This is a genomic window from Roseicella frigidaeris, from assembly GCF_003258945.1.
Taxonomy (GTDB): Bacteria; Pseudomonadota; Alphaproteobacteria; order Acetobacterales; family Acetobacteraceae; genus Paracraurococcus; species Paracraurococcus frigidaeris.
The window spans coordinates 334,356-352,330 of sequence record NZ_QLIX01000002.1 but is presented as its reverse complement, the minus strand read 5'-3'; the positions used below and the strand labels follow the sequence as shown (position 1 = coordinate 352,330).

At 75.9% G+C, this 17,975-nt stretch carries 17 protein-coding genes; 9 read left to right on the top strand and 8 right to left on the bottom strand.

What is annotated here, in order from left to right; translation table 11 throughout:
* Positions 1-57: 57 nt before the first annotated feature.
* Both DOO78_RS04485 and DOO78_RS27355 read right to left on the bottom strand, forming a co-directional pair.
* Entirely contained in the window at positions 58-603 is a 546-nt protein-coding gene (locus DOO78_RS04485) for a chromate transporter (protein ID WP_111468519.1), read from the bottom strand.
* Entirely contained in the window at positions 596-1,150 is a 555-nt protein-coding gene (locus DOO78_RS27355) for a chromate transporter (RefSeq protein ID WP_165838714.1), read from the bottom strand. The genes DOO78_RS04485 and DOO78_RS27355 overlap by 8 nt, the downstream gene beginning before the upstream one ends.
* A gap of 129 nt (positions 1,151-1,279) precedes the next feature.
* On the opposite strand from DOO78_RS27355, the gene DOO78_RS04475 reads away from it, so the two are divergent.
* Positions 1,280-1,669, top strand: a complete 390-nt coding sequence (locus DOO78_RS04475; RefSeq protein WP_111468517.1) for a glycine zipper domain-containing protein — start codon at positions 1,280-1,282, stop codon at positions 1,667-1,669.
* Between the two features lie 201 nt (positions 1,670-1,870).
* On the top strand, positions 1,871-2,872 hold the full coding sequence (locus DOO78_RS04470) for a Bug family tripartite tricarboxylate transporter substrate binding protein (RefSeq protein WP_111468516.1): 1,002 nt from the start codon (positions 1,871-1,873) through the stop codon (positions 2,870-2,872).
* Positions 2,873-2,881: 9 nt separating this feature from the next.
* Here the strand turns inward: DOO78_RS04470 and DOO78_RS04465 are convergent, their stop codons facing one another.
* Positions 2,882-4,042 carry a benzoate/H(+) symporter BenE family transporter gene (locus DOO78_RS04465; RefSeq protein ID WP_111468515.1) on the bottom strand — a complete coding sequence of 387 codons (1,161 nt, stop codon included), beginning with the start codon at positions 4,040-4,042 and terminating at the stop codon, positions 2,882-2,884.
* 60 nt (positions 4,043-4,102) lie between these two features.
* Positions 4,103-5,191, bottom strand: a complete 1,089-nt coding sequence (locus tag DOO78_RS04460; protein ID WP_111468514.1) for a mandelate racemase/muconate lactonizing enzyme family protein — start codon at positions 5,189-5,191, stop codon at positions 4,103-4,105.
* A gap of 122 nt (positions 5,192-5,313) precedes the next feature.
* Between DOO78_RS04460 and DOO78_RS04455 the strand changes: the two genes are divergently transcribed.
* The 3 genes from DOO78_RS04455 (at position 5,314) to DOO78_RS04445 (ending at position 8,409) form a co-directional block, all read left to right on the top strand.
* Positions 5,314-6,291, top strand: a complete 978-nt coding sequence (locus DOO78_RS04455) for a Bug family tripartite tricarboxylate transporter substrate binding protein (RefSeq protein WP_111468513.1) — start codon at positions 5,314-5,316, stop codon at positions 6,289-6,291.
* 137 nt (positions 6,292-6,428) lie between these two features.
* A complete protein-coding gene (locus DOO78_RS04450) occupies positions 6,429-7,646 on the top strand; it encodes an ABC transporter substrate-binding protein (RefSeq protein WP_111468512.1) in 1,218 nt (405 codons plus the stop codon).
* 16 nt (positions 7,647-7,662) lie between these two features.
* A complete protein-coding gene (locus tag DOO78_RS04445) occupies positions 7,663-8,409 on the top strand; it encodes a substrate-binding domain-containing protein (protein ID WP_111468511.1) in 747 nt (248 codons plus the stop codon).
* A gap of 153 nt (positions 8,410-8,562) precedes the next feature.
* Here the strand turns inward: DOO78_RS04445 and DOO78_RS04440 are convergent, their stop codons facing one another.
* The 4 genes from DOO78_RS04440 to DOO78_RS04425 form a co-directional block, all read right to left on the bottom strand.
* A complete protein-coding gene (locus tag DOO78_RS04440; RefSeq protein WP_111468510.1) occupies positions 8,563-9,999 on the bottom strand; it encodes an NAD-dependent succinate-semialdehyde dehydrogenase in 1,437 nt (478 codons plus the stop codon).
* 250 nt (positions 10,000-10,249) lie between these two features.
* The gene (locus tag DOO78_RS04435) at positions 10,250-11,374 is read right to left on the bottom strand and encodes a glycosyltransferase family protein (RefSeq protein ID WP_111468509.1); all 1,125 of its coding nucleotides are present in this window, start codon (positions 11,372-11,374) and stop codon (positions 10,250-10,252) included.
* Entirely contained in the window at positions 11,371-12,324 is a 954-nt protein-coding gene (locus tag DOO78_RS04430) for a hypothetical protein (protein ID WP_111468508.1), read from the bottom strand. The genes DOO78_RS04435 and DOO78_RS04430 overlap by 4 nt, the downstream gene beginning before the upstream one ends.
* Positions 12,321-13,817, bottom strand: a complete 1,497-nt coding sequence (locus DOO78_RS04425) for a glycosyltransferase family protein (RefSeq protein ID WP_111468507.1) — start codon at positions 13,815-13,817, stop codon at positions 12,321-12,323. Before DOO78_RS04425 ends, DOO78_RS04430 begins: the two co-directional genes overlap by 4 nt.
* Positions 13,818-13,964: 147 nt before the next feature.
* Here DOO78_RS04425 and DOO78_RS04420 point away from each other — a divergent pair, with 147 nt between their 5' ends.
* The 4 genes from DOO78_RS04420 (at position 13,965) to DOO78_RS04405 (ending at position 17,973) form a co-directional block, all read left to right on the top strand.
* On the top strand, positions 13,965-15,215 hold the full coding sequence (locus DOO78_RS04420) for a hypothetical protein (RefSeq protein WP_128079997.1): 1,251 nt from the start codon (positions 13,965-13,967) through the stop codon (positions 15,213-15,215).
* A 94-nt stretch (positions 15,216-15,309) separates the two neighbouring features.
* Positions 15,310-16,071, top strand: a complete 762-nt coding sequence (locus DOO78_RS04415; RefSeq protein WP_111468505.1) for an SDR family NAD(P)-dependent oxidoreductase — start codon at positions 15,310-15,312, stop codon at positions 16,069-16,071.
* Positions 16,072-16,087: 16 nt separating this feature from the next.
* Positions 16,088-17,320: an MFS transporter gene (locus tag DOO78_RS04410; RefSeq protein WP_165838713.1), complete on the top strand. Its 1,233-nt coding sequence runs from the start codon at positions 16,088-16,090 to the stop codon at positions 17,318-17,320.
* A gap of 149 nt (positions 17,321-17,469) precedes the next feature.
* The gene (locus DOO78_RS04405) at positions 17,470-17,973 is read left to right on the top strand and encodes a hypothetical protein (protein ID WP_111468503.1); all 504 of its coding nucleotides are present in this window, start codon (positions 17,470-17,472) and stop codon (positions 17,971-17,973) included.
* The last annotated feature ends 2 nt before the right edge of the window (positions 17,974-17,975 follow it).

The window sequence follows — 17,975 nt, the reverse complement described above, 5'->3', positions numbered from 1 at the left end:
AGTTCTTGATTTCGGGTGTGTGCTCGGGCCGCAGTCTCGGGCCAGGCCCGGCCCGCGTCAACCGCCGCTGCCGATCGCCCCGGCCTGCTGCAGCGTCGCATAGGCGAGGCCGACCACCAGCAGCACCCAGTAGGGGCTGACCCCGCGCAGCAGCGCCAGGGTGCTGAGGCCGAGCGTCACGAGTTCCAGCCAGCCGGCGCCGTCGGCGCGCAGCAGGGTCAGCACGCCGGCGAAGATCAGCCCGACGGCCAGCGGCGCCAGCCCGCGCTCGACCACCCGCCGGGCCGGCCCGTCGCCGCGCCGGTGCCACCAATGCCCGATGCCGAGCAGCAACAGCGAGGAGGGCAGGTAGAGCGCCAGCGCCGCGACCAGCGCGCCGGCGAAGCCCGCCGCCTGCCAGCCGACCAGCGCGCCGATCAGCGAGCCGGGCCCCGGCGCGGCGCGCGAGATGGCGAAGAGGTCGGTGAACATCCCCGCCGGCATCCAGCGATGCACCTCGACCGCCTGGCGCTGCATCTCGGCGAAGATCGAGGGGCCGCCGCCGAGCGAGACCAGGGAGAGCGGCGCGAAGACCAGGAGGAGGGCGAGCAGCCGCTCAGGCATGCCGGGCGAACCGCCAGGCGAGGCCGATGCTCACCGGGCCGAGCACCAGCATGACGGGGATCATCGGCAGGCGCAGCACGCCGACGCCGAGGAAGGTCGCCAGCACCACCGCCCAGGACCAGAGCCCGCGCATCCGCCGCGCCGTGCGCAGGCCGACGGTGAGCGAGTTGGCGAGGCCGGCGGCCGCGACGCCGGAGAGCACCACGCCGAGACCGGCGACGCTGCCGGCCCAGCCATAGAGCAGGGTGAGGGCGAGGATGAACAGGAAGGGCGGCCCGAGGATGCCGAGGAAGGCCATGGCGGCGCCGGCCCAGCCGCGCAATTGCTGGCCGATATAGAGGGCGAGGTTGACGCTGTTCGGCCCCGGCAGCACCTGGCCGAGCGCGATGCCGGCGAGGAAGCGCTCCTCGGCCATCCAGCCGCGCTTCTCGACGACCTCGCGGTGCATCCAGCCCGGCAGCCCGCCGCCGAAGCTGGCCATGCCGATGGCGCCGAAGACGCGCAGGATCTCGAGGAGCGGCGCCTGCGGGCGCTGGGGGTTCGACACGGCCGGTCCGCCTGGCTGGGGATCCCCGCTTCTCCCCCGGCGGCGCCGGGCTGTCGAGCCGCCTCGCCTGCCCCGGCCTCGCCATCGTCGCGCCACGGGACGGCCGCGGGCGGGCGGCAGGCTCGGCGCATGACCGGCGTCCGCCCCATCGGTGCTGCCCTCCTCGCCCTCGCTCTGGCCCTGGGCGGCTGCGTCTATGTCCAGGAGCCCGCCTATCCGCCCTATGGCCAGGCGCCGCCGCTGGGCCCGAATGCCGGGGCCGGCGCCGCGGCCGGCGCCCTGGCCGGCGGGCTGATCGGCGGCGTCGCCGCCGGGCCGCATGACCGCGGCCTCGGCGTGCTCGGGGGGGCCGCCGCCGGGGCGCTGCTCGGCGGCGTGGTCGGCGACGGGCTGGACCGCGAGCGGGCGGCCGCGGCGGCCTATCCCCCGCTGCCCCAGGCCGCGCCCGAGCCGCCGCCGCCCTATCCCTACGCCGATCCCGACCCGGCCTTCGACCCCTACGCCCTGCCGCTCGATTGAGAACGCTCCGAAGCCGCTTCGCGGCGCTGCGGGGGCTCCGGCGCGTCCCCGCCGGCCCTGGGGCGCCACGGCCGGCCGGGGTGACGCCGCGACCGGGCAGCGACGGGTCCGATTGGCGCCCGGCCGCCGGCGCCGCCGCCTCTGGCAGCGGGGCGGACCGGCGGGCACCATGCGTCGCGGAACGCATGGGGAGGACAGGACATGCGGCGACGTTCGCTGCTCGGCGCCCTGCCGGCGCTGTCGCTGGCCCGGGCCCAGGGCCAGGGCCAGGGCCAGAGCCAGAGCCAGGATGCGGCGGCGACCGGCTGGCTCGCGCGCCCGATCCGCGCCATCGTCCCCTACCCGCCCGGCGGGCCGAACGACATCATCGCCCGCCTCTACGCCCCGGCCCTCACCGCCGCCCTCGGCCAGACCGTGCTGGTCGAGAACCGCGCCGGCGGCTCGGGCGTGGTGGGAACGGATTTCGTCCTGAAATCGCCGCCGGATGGCAGCCTCTTCGGCATCGTCGATGGCGGCTCGCTGGTGATCGCGCCGCACACCCAGCCCAGCATGCCCTATCGGGTGCCGGAGGATGTCACGCTGCTCAGCGTGGTGGCGACGGTGCCGGAGGCGCTGGTCGCGCATCCCGGCCTCGGCCTGGACAGCCTGCCGGCGCTGCTGGACCTGGCCCGCCGCCGCCCCGGCACGCTCAACATCGGCACGGCCGGCGCGGCCGGCATCAGCCACCTGACGGCGCATCGCTTCCGCAGCCAGGCCGGCATCCAGGCGGAGATCGTGCCCTATCGCGGCGCCGCGCCGGCGGTGACGGATCTCGTCGCCGGCCAGATCCAGCTCCTCTTCGCCGACCTGCCCGTGATCCTGCCGCATATCAAGGCGGGCGCCATCACCGCCCTCGCCCTCGCCGCGCGGCAACGCAGCCCGTCGCTGCCGGCGCTGCCGACCACCGGCGAGGCGGGCCTCCCGCATCTGCTGGCCGAGAACTGGTACTGCGCCGTCGCGCCGCGCGGGTTGCCGGCAGCGATCGCGGCGCAGCTCTCGGCCGCGCTGAGGACGGCGAGCGCGGCGGCGCCGGTGCGCGACGGCCTGGCGACGCAGGGCGCCGGGGCGGCCTGGACCTCGCAGCAGGATTTCGCCGTGCTGGTGCGCACGGAGTCCGCGACCTGGCGCGAGGCGGTGGCGGCCTCCGGGGTGAAGGCGGAATAGCCGGGGCGCTCAGCCGCGCCGATGCTGCAGGGCGAGCATCGCCCCGCCCGCCAGCAACCCCCAGAAGGCGCCGCTGATGCCGAAGACGGTGAGGCCCGAGGCGGTGACGAGGAAGGTGATCACCGCCGCCTCCCGCGTCTCGGCCGCCGCCAGCGCCGCCTGCAACGCCCCGGCGAAGGCCCCGAGCAGGGCGAGGCCGGCCACGGCCTGGATCAGGATCGGCGGCGCCGCGCCGACGAAGCGCGTCGCCGTGCCGGCCAGCAGGCCGAAGAGGATGTAGACCACCCCGGCAACCACCGCCGCCTGCCATCGCCGCCGCGGGTCGGGATCGGCCTCGGGGCTGGCACAGAGCGCGGCGGTGATGGCGGCGAGGTTGACCGCATGGCCGCCGAAGGGCGCCGCCGCCAGGGTGAAGAGGCCGGTGACGGCGAAGAGCGGCCCAGGCGCCGGCCGGTAGCCGTTCACGGTGAGCACCGCCATGCCCGGGATGTTCTGCGACGCCATGGTGACGAGGAAGAGCGGCAGGGCGATGCCGGCCAGGGCGGCGAGCGAGAATTGCGGCGCGACCAGCACCGGCGCCGGCCCCGCCGCGGCGAGCAGGCCGGGCGGCAGCGACACCGTCAGGGCGATGGCGACCACCGCGATCAGCACCGCCGCCGGCACGGCGAGCAGCCGGTTGACACGCCCGACCAGCGCCCAGCCGAGCAGGATGGCGAGGCCGGGCAGCGGCGCCTCCACCAGCGCCCGCACCGGCGCCAGGCAAAGGCCGAGCAGCACCCCGGCGAGCATGGCATTGGCCAGCGGCGGCGGGATGGCGGCGACCGCGCGGCCGAGCGGGCGCCACAGCCCGGCCAGCAGGATCAGCGCCCCGGCGAGGAGGAAGGCGCCGACGGCCTCGGCGAAGCCGCCCGCCGGCAGGGCCGAGGCGGCGAGCAGCGCCCCGCCCGGCGTCGACCAGGCGACGCTGATCGGCATGCGCCGCCACAGGCTGAGCACGATGCCGCAAAGCCCCATGGCGATGGAGAGCGCCATCAGGCCGGAGGCCGCCTGCGCCGGGCTCGCCCCCATGGCCGAGAGGCCCTGCAGCACCACGGCGAAGGAGGAGGCGAAGCCGACGAAGCCGGCGAGCAGCCCCGCGGCGAGGGCCGGGGCCGAGAGCGATCCGATCATGCGACGGCGTTTACAGCCGATCGGGCGGCGGCGAACAACCGGGGCGGCGGCGCTTCGCGCTCAGCCCGCGCCGGCCAGGACCGCCGGGTCGATCTCGAGCCCAAGCCCCGGTCCCTGCGGCACGGCGACGAAGCCCTCGCGCGGGATCAGCGCCGGATAGGGCGGCTGGGCGAGATCGGCGAAATAGTATTCCAGTGGCTCCTCGACCGCGGCGCAGGCGAGGACATGCAGGCTCGCCAGCAGGCCGGGGCCGTAATAGGGGCAGTGCGGCACCAGCGCCGCGCCGTGCCGGGCCGCGAGGTCGCGCACCGCCAGCATGGCCGAGAGGCCGCCGACCTTCGTCACGCTCGGCTGCACGACATCCACCGCGCCGGCCGCCAGCATGGTGCCGATGCTCTCCGGGCTGCCGAGGCACTCGCCGGCCGCGATGCCGGTGCCGCCCGCCCGGCGCACCGCGGCGATGGCGGCGAAATCCTCCGGCGGCCAGACCGGCTCCTCCACCCAGCGCACGTTCATCCCCTGCACCGCCCGGCAGAAGCCGACCGCCTGGTCCACGCTGTCCCAGGCGCAGTTGATGTCGAGCATCAGCGGCACCTCGGCCGGCGCCGCCTCGCGCGCCGCGCGGATGCAGCCGAGATCGACCTCGTGCAGCTTGATGCGCCGGTAGCCGCGGCGGATCGCCTCGGCCGTGTTGCGCGCGACATGCCCGGCCTCGCCGTAGCGCAGCAGGCTGGCATAGGCCGGCACCCGCTCCCGCCGCGCGCCGCCGAGCAGCGCGTGCAGCGGCTTCCCCGCCGCCTTGGCGGCGATGTCCCAGAGCGCGATGTCGAGGCCGGAGAGCGCGAAGGTGACGGCGCCGTTGCGGCCGAAATTGTGCAGGCGCCGCTGCAGCCGGCGCATCAGCCCGGCGATGTCCGCCACCGCCTCGCCCTGGCAGACCGGCGCGATGAGCTCGGTCAGCGCCTGCCGCGTGGTGCGCACCAGGTTGAAGCCGAAGGCCTCGCCCCAGCCGGTGATGCCGGCATCCGTCTCGACCCGCACCAGCAGCGTGTCGATGTCGCGCAGATGCAGGTTGCCGCCCGGCCCCGGCGGGCCGCCATAGGTGAAGGGGCTGCTGAGGATGTGGCCGGTGACGGCGGTGATGCGCATGGGCCGGGTCCTGTCCCTCTCGCTTGGGCCGCCGGCCCTCGCCGGGACCGGCGGCCGGGGGCCATACTCGCAGCCCGCCGAGGGCCATGAAAGCCCCGGCGACGACCCCTGGGGGAGGAACCATGCGCCTTCGACGCCGCGCCCTGCTGGCGCTGCCCGCCCTCGCCGCCGCCCGCGTCCCCGGCCCGGCCCTGGCGGCGCCCTTTCCCAGCCGGCCGCTCCGCCTGATCGTCCCCTTCGCCACCGGCGGGCCGAGCGACATCATCGCCCGGCTGCTGGTGCCGCGGATGTCGGCCGAACTCGGCCAGCCGGTGGTGGTGGAGGCACGGCCGGGCGCGGGCGGCGTCACCGGGCTCGACGCGGTGGCGAAGGCGCCGCCGGACGGGCATGTCATCGGCATGGGGAGCGCCGGCGGCCTGGTCATCTCGCCCTCGCTGCAGCCGGCCATGCCCTATGACGCGGCGCGGGACTTCGCGCCGATCAGCCTCGCGGTCATCGTGCACGAGCCGCTGGTGGTGCCGGCGGCGCAGCCCTGGCGCAGCGTCGAGGCGCTGGTCGCGGCGGCGAAGGCGAGGCCGGGCGAGCTCAATTACGGCTCGACCGGGCCGGGCGGCATGCCGCATCTGGCGGGCGAGCTGCTGCAACTCGCCACCGGCATCCGGCTGACCCATGTGCCCTACAAGGGCGGCGCCCCGCTCGCCCTGGCGCTGGTCGCGCGGGAGGTGGAGCTCGGCTTCGCCGACCTGCCGATCCTGCTGCCGCATGTCCGCGCCGGCGCGCTGCGGGCGCTCGCCATCGGCGGCAAGGCGCGCGACCCGCTGCTGCCGGAGGTGCCGACCATGGCCGAGATCGGCCTGCCCGCGGTGATGACCGACAATTGGCACGGGCTGCTGGCGCCGGCGGGGACCCCGCCATCCGCCCTGGCGGCGCTGCACCGCGCGGCGACGGCGGCGCTTGCCGATACCGAGGTGGCGCGCCTGCTGCGCGACCAGGGGGCCGTGCCGGCCGGCAACCAACCGGCGGAATTCGCCGGCTTCCTCGAGGCGGAGCGCGCACGCTGGGCCGAGGTGATCCGCCGCGCCGGGGTGAAGCTCGAATGAGCCGGCCGGCCCGGGCCGCGGCGGGGCCGAGGGCAGGGCCGTGGGCAGGCCCAAGGGCACAGGGTTGCGCGGCCCTGCTGCCTCCGCCTAGCCTGCCCGCAACGGGGCCGTACCGAACCGGCCGGGAGGATCATCCTATGCATCGCAGAACGCTCCTCGGCGGCGCCGCCGCGCTGCCGCTCTTCCGCATCCTGCCCGGCCGCGCCCAGGGCCAGGTCTCGGATGGCGTGGTGAAGATCGGCGTGCTGAACGACATGACCGGCGTCTTCGCCGACCAGCAGGGCATGGGCGAGGTGGTGGCCGCCCGGCTGGCGATCGAGGACATGGGCGGCAAGGTGCTCGGCGCGCCGATCGAGCTGGTGCATGGCGACCTGCTGAACCGCGCCGATATCGGGCTCGGCGTCGCCCGCCGCTGGTTCGACCAGGAGAAGGTCGACATCATCACCGGCCTCGGCAACTCCGCCGTGGCGCTCGCGGTGCAGACCCTCTCGAAGGAGAAGCAGCGGATCGTCATCCCGATGTCGGCCGGCACCACCGACCTCACGGGCAAGGAGTGCGGCCCCTGGACGGCGCACTGGGTCTACGACAACTACTCCGCCGCCAAGGGGCCGGTGACGGCGCTGGTGCGCGGCGGCAAGACCAAGTGGTTCTTCGTCACCTCGGACTACGCCTTCGGCCATTCGCTGGAGGCCAATGCGAGCGCGATCCTGAAGGGCCTGGGCGGGGAGGTGCTGGGCAGCGTGCGGGCGCCGCTCGGCGAGAGCGACTACTCCTCCTATCTCGTGCGCGCCGCCGCCTCCGGCGCGCAGGCCGTCGGCATCTGCGCCGGCGGCACGGACATGATCAACATCGCCAAGCAGATGGGCGAGTTCGGCCTGATCCGCCGCGGCATCGTGCCGGCGGCGCTCAACTGCTCGCTGACCAACATCCGCTCCATCGGGCTCGAGACCGGCCAGGGCATGGTCTATGCGGCGAGCTACTATTGGGACCAGACCGAGGCGACGCGCGCCTTCGCCACCCGCTTCGCCAAGGCGCATGGCAAGCCGCCGACCGCCTTCCAGGCAGGCTCCTACGGCGCCGTGCTGCATTACCTGAAGGCGGTGCAGGCCGCCGGCACGGATGCCACCGCGCCGGTGATGGCGAAGATGCGCGAGACGCCGATCAACGACTTCATGACCAAGGACGGCGTGCTGCGCGCCGATGGCAGGGTGGTGCGCGACGTCTACCTGTTGCGGGTGAAGCAGCCGCGGCAGTCCCGCAGCGAGTGGGACCTGCTGGAGGTGGCGGAGACGATCCGCGGCGAGGAGGCCTTCCGTCCGCTGGCCGAAGGCGGCTGCCCGCTGGTCAAGGCCTGAGCGGCCGGGGCGGAGGATGCCGCGCGCGGGGCCGTCGCGCCGCCGGCGCCGCAGCCTGCTCGCCCTCTCGCCGTTGCTCCTCGCCGCGGGCGGGGCGCCGGCGGCGATCCGGGTGCTGAGCGCCGGCGCCGTGGAACCCGGCCTCGCCGCCGCCATCGCCGGCTTCCGGGCCGCCACGGGCCGGGCGGTGCAGGTGGCCTATGCCACGGCGCCGCAGTTGCGGGAGCGGCTGCTGGCGGGCGAGCGGCCGGACCTGCTGGTCGCGCCAACCAGCCTGTTGGATGCGCTTCCCGACCGGCTGGCCGGCCCGCCCCTGCCGCTCGGCCGGGTCGGCATCGGGGTGGTGGTGCGCCGGGGCGCGCCGGCGCCGATGATCCGCGACGCGGCGGGGCTGCGCGCGGCCGTCGAGGGCGCCGATGCGGTGGTGTTCAACCGCGCCTCGACCGGCCAGGCGATGGAGCGGCTCTTCGCGCGGCTCGGCCTCGCCGCGCTGGTGGCCGCCAAGGCGCGGCGCTATGCGACGGGGGCGGCGGTGATGCAGCACCTGCTGCAGGGGCACGGGGCCGAGCTCGGCTTCGGCGCCATGACCGAGATCGGTCTGGTGCCGGCGCTGCATGCGCTCGGCCCGCTGCCTGACGCCTTGCAGAGCTACACCGCCTATGGCGCGGCGGCGCTGCCGGGCGGCGCGGGCGAGGCGCTGCTGCAATTCCTCGCCGGCCCCGAGGCCCGGCGCGCCTTCGCGGCGGCCGGCATCGAGCCCTGATGCACGGCGCGTCCGGGGCTTGCCGCCCCGCGCCGCAACCATCGCTGCCCGTTGCCCTGCCGCGGCTTCGCCGCGGCAGGGCGTGACGCCTCTGGGATCAGAGGCGATTCACGGGGCCCCATGACGCCGCACCGCGGCGTCATGGGGACATCATCAGAGGCCCGCCTGGCTGACGAACTTGGTGTTCAGATAGGCCTCGATCGCCTCCGAGCCGCCCTCCGAGCCGTAGCCGCTGTCCTTGATGCCGCCGAAGGGCACCTCGGGCAGGGCGAGGCCGAGATGGTTGATCGTCATCATGCCGCTCTCGACCTTCGAGGCGATGGCGTTCGCCGTCTTGGCGCTGCGGGTGAAGGCGTAGCTGGCCAGGCCATAGGGCAGCCGGTTCGCCTCGGCGACGACTTCCTCGAACTCCTTGAAGGACGCGATCATGGCAACCGGCGCGAAGGGCTCCTCGTTCATCATCCGCGCCTCCTTGGAGAGGCCGGTGACGACGGTCGGCTGGTAGAAATAGCCCTTGTTGCCGATGCGCTCGCCGCCGGTCCGCACCTCGCCGCCCTTCTGCCGGGCATCGGCCATCAGCCCGTCGACCCAGGGGATGCGCCGCTCATGCACCAGCGGGCCCATCTGCGTGCCCTCCTCGAGGCCGTTGCCGACCTTCACCGCCTTGGCTGCGGCGACGAATTTCTCGATGAAGGGCTCGTAGAGCGCCTCCTGCACCAGGAAGCGCGTCGGGCTGACGCAGACCTGGCCGGCATTGCGGAACTTCGCCGCCGCCAGCGTCTTCGCCGCGAGGTCGAGATCGGCATCGTCGAAGACGATCGCCGGCGCATGGCCGCCGAGCTCCATCGTCACCCGCTTCATGTGCTTGCCGGCGAGCGCCGCGAGCTGCTTGCCGACCGGGGTGGAGCCGGTGAAGGTCACCTTGCGGATGACCGGGTGCGGGATCAGGTACTCGCTGATCTCGGCCGGGCTGCCATAGACGAGGTTCATCACCCCGGCCGGGAGGCCGGCATCGGCATAGGCGCGGATCAGCTCGGCCGGCGAGGCCGGGGTGTCCTCGGGCGCTTTGACGATGATGGAGCAGCCCGTGGCGACGGCCGCCGAGAGCTTGCGGACCACCTGGTTGATCGGGAAGTTCCAGGGCGTGAAGGCGGCGACGGGGCCGACCGGCTCCTTCACCACGAGCTGGTAGACGCCCTCGGCGCGGGCCGGGATGACGCGGCCATAGGCGCGGCGGGCCTCCTCGGCGAACCAGTCGATGACGTCGGCGCCGGCCAGCACCTCCATCTTCGCCTCGGGCAGCGGCTTGCCCTGCTCCATGGTCATGATGCGGGCGATCGCGTCGGCGCGGCTGCGCAGGATGTCGGCGGCCTTGCGCATCACCTTCGACCGCTCGAAGGCCGAGACCTTGCGCCACTGCGCGAAGCCCTTCTCCGCCGCCTCCAGCGCCTCGTCGAGATCCTCCTTGCCGGCATAGGCGTAGGTGCCGATCACCTCCTCGGTCGCCGGGTTGAGGACCTCGCCGGTCCTGCCGGAGCGGGCGTTGCGCCATTCGCCGTTGATGTAGAGCTGGACGTTCGGATAGGCCATCGACGGTTCTCCTCCAGCCCCGAACTCGCGCCGGGGCGCCTTGGGGGGCGCACTTTGACCGCCGCCGGCCCGGCGGGCAATGGGGCCGGCCCCGCGCCGCCGGCGCGGGCGAACCTCAGCGCCTTGTTTTCAGAGCATCTTCACCCGCTCGCGCGCTTCCACCCGAACGGGATCCGCTCCGGACCACGAACCGCTCCCTTCGGTTCGCGGACCATGGTCCAGGGCGTTGTTCGGTCACGTGATTCACGCCCTAGGCGAGGGCGCGCAGCCGCGCGGCCAGCGCGTCGAGCTGCAGAGCGAGGTCGGCGGCGTAGCGGAGCGCCAGCAGCCGCGAGGCCGTGGCCAGCTCGTCGCGGAAGGACCCGCTCGCGCACCACGCCCGCATCAGCCCGACCAGCTCGGCGATGTCCGCCGCGGCATGCCCCGGATGCTCGGCCGGCAGGCCGGTGAAGGCGTGCCGGGTGCCGAGGATCGGCCGGCCATGCGCCAGGGCCTCGACGGTCTTGATCTTGAGCCCGGTGCCCGGAACCATGGGGTTCAGCACGCAGGCCACCGCGTCGTAGAACAGCGCCGGGTCCGCCACCTCGCCCAGGCGCAGCGGCCGGCTCGCCAGGGCGAGGTCGCGGCGCTGCAGGATCCGCCCGGCGAGCAGCCAGGGCATGCCCCCCGCCTCGGCCAGCGCCGCGTCGAGCGCCCGCACCGAGGCGAGGTTCCAGGGATTGGCGCTGCCGAGATAGCCGAAGGGCGCGCGCGGCGGCGGCGCGGGCCTGGCCTCGAGGAAGCGCAGCGCCGGCATGTGGCCGACGGTCATCACCGGCGTCGCGCTCCGCTGCCGCAGCGCCTCGGCCTCCTCCTCCTGGATGCCGATGACGAGATCGGCGCGGCCGAGCCCCCGCCCCTCCTCGGCGATGCTGGTGAAGAACCAGGAGGGGTCGATGCCGGCGGCCTGCGCGACCCGGTGCCGGTCGCCGAACAGGTCGTGGGCGTCGATGATGCGGAAGGCGTCGGGCACCGCCTCGAGCACCCGCGACATCCAGACATAGTTCACCAGCACCGCGTCGTAGCGGGCGCCGCGCTGCAACGCCGCCACCTGCTCGACGACCGAGACGTCGCACCAGTCGTCGAGGCCCCAGAGGCCCGGGAAGCGCATGGCGCCGGTCGGCACCGGCGGCACGAGGTGCAGCGCCTGCCAGAAGCCCGCCATGGCCTCGCGCTGCGCTGGGCTGCAGCCCTCGGTCGCGTAGTAGAGGAAGTCGCAGGCGACGCCGCGCGCCATCAGCCCGGCGCCGAGCGCCTGGATGCGGGCGGAGTTGCCCTGGTCCGCCGGATGCGAGGGCGCGGGCGAGACGACCAGCAGGCGCGGGCTGCGGCTCACGCGGCGAATTCCAGCGCCAGCAGCACCGCCGCCTCCGGCGCGCCGGGCGGCAGGGCGAGGCCGGCGATGCTGGCCTGGCCGGGGCGCATCCGCGCCGGCGCCTCGAGCCAATGCGCCGCGCCCTCGGCGCGGAGCTGCGCCTCGAGCCGGACCCCGTCGAGGAGCAGCGCCGGCGGCCGCGCCGGATCGAGTCCCTGCAGCCGCAGCCGCAGCCAGGCCCCCCGCGCCGGCATCCCGCCGAGCAGCAGCCGCAGCCGCCGCGCCGCCCCGAGCGGCAGCCCCTCCGCCTCCGGCACGCCCGGCAGGTCGTGCCAGAGCGCCGCCCCCGGCAGGCGCAGCGGCGGCACCCGCTCCGCGCCGATACCGAGCATGCCGAGGCTGGCGAGGCCCGGCGTCACCAGCCGCCCGCCGATCTGCCAGGCCCGGCCGCCGCCGAGCTGGGCGGCGAGACCCTGCGCCGCGTCGTGCAGCCGGGCGAAGACCGGCTCGACCGCCGCCGGTGGCAGCAGCAGGTCCCAGCGCTCGATCCGCGCCACGGGGCCGGCGAGCAGCATGATCCGGCCGCGCCCCGGCCCGGGCGGCGGCGGCAGCCCCGCGGCGCGGCCGTGGCGCAGCAGCAGCGCCCCCGCCTCCACCGCCGGCGCCAGGGCGGAGGGGATCGCGCCGGGCAGCGCCAGGAGCAGCGGCGCCTCCGGCCGGCCGGCGGCCGCGGCGAGCACCGCCGCATCGCCCGCCGGATCGAGCCCGAAGACCGGCAGGCGCCGGGGCCCGTGCCGGAAGCGGCCGAGCAGCGCCGCCTCCGCCGGCGGCAGCAGCGCCGGCTCGGCGAGGCCGCACAACGCCTCCGGCCACCAGGCGAGCAGCGGCGCCGCGGGCAGGCCGAGATCGAGCAGGCGGCAGGCCGGCAGCGCCTGCCGCAGCAGGCTGGCCAGGATGGCGCCCGCGCTCATGCCGCCCAGCCCAGCGCGAGGTCGAGCAGCAGCCCGGGCTGCGGCGCCAGCACCACCCGCGTCGCCAGCAGCCCGGCCGAGACCGGCAGCAGCGAGGCCAGCAGGCCGGGCCGGTCGAGCGTCAGCCGGGCCAGCGCCGGCAGGTCCGGCGCGGCGAGCAGCAGCCGGCAGCGCCCCTGCCGCCCGGCCAGCGCCGCCGCCACCTGCGGCGGCCGCAGGCTGGAAGCGGCATCGAGCACCAGCAGCGGCGGCGGGCCCGGCGCGGCCGGCCCGGCCACGGGACGATCGAGCGACGCCTCGATCACGTCGCGGTAGCGCGCCGCCACCGCCGGCAGCGCCATCTCGGCCAGCGCGTGGCGGCGGCCGCCGGCCCCGATCTCGGCCGCCCGCGCCGGCGCCTCGGCCAGGGCGCGCAGCGTCTCGCCGAGGAGGCGGGGCGCGCCGGTCAGCGGCAGTTGCAGCACCGCGTCGCGCGGCAGCTCGGCATAGGCGGCCGTCGCCGAGACGATGCAGCAGGTCCCGGCCGCGAAGGCGCGCGCCAGCGAGCCCGAGCTCTCGCCGCTCGAGGGAAAGCGCAGGTTCACCAGCACATCCGCCGCGGCGATGTGGTCATCGAGCGCAGCCGCCCCGAGATAGCCGGTCACCCGGGCGATGGCGGCCACCGCCGGCCGCGCGGCGATGGCCGCGCCGAGGCCGTATTCCTCGGCCCGCTCGGCCCCGGCATGGATCCAGCGCAGCCGCGCCCCCCGGGTGGTGGCTCCCCGGGTGATGGCCCCTCGGGCGATGGCCGTGTCGAGCGCGGCGATCAGCCAGTCGAAGCGCTTGGCCGCGGTGGCGAAGCCGGCGGTGAGCACGAGGAAGGTGTCGTCGTCGAGGCCGAGCCGGGCCCGCGCCGCGCCGCGCGCCGGCATGCGGCTCGGTGGCAGGACATGCGGGATCACCGCGACATGCGCGGTCGCCGCCGGCCCATGCGCCAGCCGCAGCCGGTTGCGCGCGAAGCGGGAATGGACGACGACGGCGCGCGAGCGCGCCAGCACCTCGCCGGCGAGGTCGAAAAGCAGGTGGTTGGCCCGGCTCTGCACCCCGTCCTCGCGGCGGTGCCGGCCATAGACCGCCGCCAGCCCCGGCAGGGTCGCCTGCATGCCGGCGCCGATCACCGGGTCGGGCTCGCCCATGGTCTCGTAGAGGTGCAGCAGCCCCGGATCGTGCAGGGTGGTCACGCCCGGCATGCGGCGCATCCCGCGCACCACGAAGCCATGGCCGGGATTGTTGCCGATCTGGTGCAGCGCGCGTGGCCCGGCCGCGCGATGCGCCAGGGCGGGGTCGAGCACCGCCACCCCCTCCGGGGCCTCGGCCAGCCAGTCGGCACAGGCCGCCCGGCAGTCGTAGTGCCGCGCGAGGCCGGTCAGCAGGCCATGGGCGTAATCCGCGATGCCGTTCCGCTCCGGCGGCAGGGGTGTCCAGACGGTCAGGGCGTCACGGGCGGCGGTCATCGGCAGGGCGGTGCCTCGCGGAGGCTTTCTGACAATCCGGTTATAAACCTTGAGTTGTTTTGTCCATTGAATTGATCCCTTGTTACGCGGCGCCGCGACGTGATACCCGCCACTGCCATGGATGGCTTCCAGGCAATCTTTTGCCCCTTGATCCCGCTGGGTGCCGGACCCGACGGGCTGAGCCTCCGGGCGCTGCGTCCGCTCCCCGACATCGAGACCTTGCTGCTGCATTGCCGCGGCATCGAGGTGGGGCGCCTGTCCCTGCCCGCCGGGCTGCAGCAGGACGAGGTCTCCTGCATCCCGGTCACCCGGCTGCCGCGCGTGCCGCTGCCGGCCGAGCTGCGCGTCTCGACCGCGCGCGACGGCCGCGACCTGACCAGGCCCTGGCGCCTCGACAGCGCCGCGGCGGCCCTGACGCTGCTCGGGCCGCCGGAGATCCGGATCGAGGATCTCCGCCTCGACCATGGGGTGCTGCGCGGCACGGCGCGCGAGCCGCGCAACGGCCTGCTTGAGCCCGTGCTCTATGCCCGCATCAACGGCAGCGGCGCGCGCATGGTCGGCACCGAGCCGCCCATCGGCCTGCCGGAGGGCGGCTGCGCCTTCCGCTTCGCCCTGCCCATCCACCCCGCCGACCTGACCGAATCGGGGCTATCGGTGACGTTGCTCCTGGTCGGCCAGGAGGCGCCGGTCGGCAGCTTCGCCTGGGCCCGCCAGGAGGCCGGGCCGGCCGAGCGCCGGCTGGTCGAGCTCGAAGGCCGGCTGCGGCAGCTCGAGGAGGAGACGGCCGCGGCGCAGCAGGGGCTGCAGGCCGCGATGGAGCGCCGCCTCGCCCTGCAGCAGGAGCGGATCGACGCCTTCATCGCCGCCGCCTCGACGCTGCTCTTCGACCGTCTCGCCGGCGCGCCGGCGAGCGGCGAGGATGCGCTCCGCAGCCTGCTGGCCGACAGCGGCGCGGTCGCCGCCGGCGACCCGCTGCTCGATCGGCTGGCGCGGCGGGTGGAGCTGCCGCTCGACTCCGGGCTGTTCGGCGCCGGCTGGCACCGCGAGGAGGTCTATCCGCACGGCGCCTTCCGCTGGATGGGGCCGCGCAGCCTGTTGCTGAACCCCGTCGGCGACCGCGACCTCGTCGCCGTCACCCTCGAGATCAGCGCCCTCTACCGCGCCGCCGCGCCGGCGATCACCGCCGCGCTCGACGAGGCGGCGGCCGAGGTGGCGGTGACGCCATGCGGCCCGGACGGCTTCGTGCTGCGGCTGGCGCCGCCCGGCGGGCCGCGGCCGGTCCGCCTGCTGCGCCTCGACAGCCAGACCGGCGGCTGCCCGGCCGAGGAGGGCGAGAGCGGCGACCGCCGCCTGCTGGCCGCCGCCGTCTCGCGCATCGTCTTCGAATACGCGGGGTAGCCGCGCCCACGCCGCCCTGCCCGATCCGGCCGCGTTGACCGGACCTCGCTTTGGCAGGAGCCTCGGCCGGTTGGAGCGGCATCGGGGTAGCGCCATGGAACTGCAGGGCATCGCGGCACTCGTCACCGGCGGCGGCTCCGGCCTCGGCGCGGCGACGGCGGAGGCGCTGGCCGCCGCCGGCGCCCGGCCGGTGCTGCTCGACATGCGGGCCGAGGCGGCCGAGGCGGTCGCCGCCCGCATCGGCGGCCGCGCCGTGGCCGGCGACGTGGCCGATCCCGCCGCGGTCGAGGCGGCGCTCGACGCCGCGGCCGGCCTCGGCCCGCTCCGCCTCGTCGTCTCCTGCGCCGGCATCGCGCCGCCGGCCCGGGTGGTCGGGCGCGACGGTCCGCACGACCTCGCCCTCTTCGAGCGGGTGATCCGGGTGAACCTGATCGGCACCTTCAACGTGCTGCGCCTGGCGGCCGCGCGGATGCAGGCGCTCGAGCCGGCCGGGCCGGACGGCGAGCGCGGGCTGATCGTCAACACCGCCTCCATCGCCGCCTATGAGGGCCAGTTCGGGCAATGCGCCTATGCCGCGAGCAAGGCCGGCGTCGTCGGGCTGGCGCTGCCGGCGGCGCGCGAGCTGGCGCGCAGCGGCATCCGGGTGATGACCATCGCGCCCGGGCTGATGGAGACGCCGATGCTGGCCGGGCTGCCCGACCCGGCCCGGGAGGCGCTGCTGAAGCTGCCGCTCTTCCCGAAGCGCCTCGGCGAGGACCGCGACTTCGCCCGCCTAGTGCTGGCCATCGCCGGCAACCCGATGCTGAACGGCGAGACGATCCGCCTCGACGGCGGGCTCCGGCTGCCGCCGCAGTAGCGGCCGCGCCTTGGCCTTGGCCGAGGATGACGGAACCGGGCGGGCATCCCGACCCCGCCCCTGGCTCGGCGGCCTGGCCGCGGCGCTGCTGGCGACCACCCTGGCACAGGCGCTGGCGACGCTTGCCGTCTTCAGCCTGCCGGTGCTGGCGCCGCTGGTCGCGCCCGATCTCGGCGTCGCGCCGCACTGGATCGGCGGCCAGGTGGCCGCCGTCTACCTCGCCGCCAGCGCCACCTCGCTGCTCTCGGCCGGGGCGCTGCGCCGCCACGGCTCGGCCCGCTGCACCCAGCTGGCGCTGGCGGCGGCGGCCATCGCCTGCCTGCTGGTGACCTTCGGCGGGCTGCCCGGCGCGCTGCTCGGCGCCGGGCTGACCGGCTTCGGCTACGGCCTCACCAACCCGGCCGCCACCGAGGTGCTGGCGCGGCTGGCGCCGGCGGGCCGCCGCAACATGGTCTTCGCGGTGAAGCAGACCGGCGTGCCGATCGGCGGCGCCCTGGCCGGGCTGCTGCTGCCCTCGATCGCCCAGGCGCTGGGCTGGCGCGGCGCCCTGCTCGCCCTGGCGGCGGTGCTGCTGCTCGCCGCCCTCGTCGCCGGCCTGTTCCACCGGCCCTGGGCGGCGGAGCGCGAGGCCGGCAAGGCGACCCGGCGCGGCGCCGGCGGCGGCTGGCGGGCGCTGCGCGAGCAGCCGGGCATGGCCGGGCTTGCCGCCATCTCGGGCCTCTATTCCGGCTTCCAGCTCGCCCTCGGCGCGATGACGGTGGCGATGCTGGTCGAGGAGGCGGGCTGGAGCCCGGTCGCGGCCGGGCTGGTCGCCTCGGTCACCCAGGCGGTGGGTGCCGGGGCGCGCCTCGTCTGGGGCGGCGTCGCGGATCGCTGGCGCGACGGCATGCGCACGCTGGCGACGATCGGCGCCATCACCCTCGCCGGCGGGGTGCTGCTGCCCTTCGTCCCCAGCTGGCCGCCGGCGGCGGTGATCGGCCTCTTCGTGGTGCTCGGCGGCAGCGCCACCGGCTGGAACGGCGTGCTGATGGCCGAGGCGGCGCGGCTGGCGGCGCCAGGCCGGGCCGGCGAGGCCACCGGAGGCGTGCTGGCCGTCGCCTTCGCCGGCGTCGTCGTCGGCCCCTCCCTGCTCGGGCTGCTGGTCGGGCTGGTCGGCTCCTATGCGCTCGCCTTCGCGCTGCTGGCCGGGCTGCCGGCGATCGGCGCGGTCATCGCCTGGCGCGGCCGGTCCCGGACGGCGGAGCGCTGAGCGCCGCGGCGCCGGGAGCACGCCGCGGCGCGATTCACCGGCCGGCAACCAGTCCGTGCGCCACCGCACAGCGGAACACCGCCGCATGCCCTACAGCCCTGATTCGGGGTTGACCGGGCTGGCCCGACTCGACCCCGATGGAGACGCGTATGGCCGATCCCTGCCTGCCCGACGCCGCCGCGCCGCGCCGCCCGCGCCGGGGCCCCCCGCCGCGCCTCTACGTCATCGCCCGCGACCTGCCGGTGCCCTGGATGCAGCTGCGGCGGCTGGAGGCGGCGGACCGCGCCGCCCTCGCCGCGCATCTGCGCCGGGTCGCCGCCGCCGAGCCCTGGCAGCCGCCGCTCTGCGATGCCGAAGGGCTGGCGGCCGCCTGCGCCGCCATCGACTTCTCCCGCCTCCTCGTGCTCGGCGCCGTGACCGGCCGCGCCATCCTCGCCGCCGCCTATGCGGCGCCCGGGCACCGGGGCTGGTGGACGGCGGTGAGCGAGGACCCGCGGCAGCGCGAGCGCGGCCTCGGGGCGATGCTGCTCGCCCAGCTCAACGCCGAGCCGGTGATGGCGGCGCCGCGCGGGCCGGAGCGGGCCCTGCTGCGGCGGCTGCGCGCCCTCTCCTCCTTCGCGGAATCGGCCAGCCGCCTCGCGGCGACGGGCTGAGC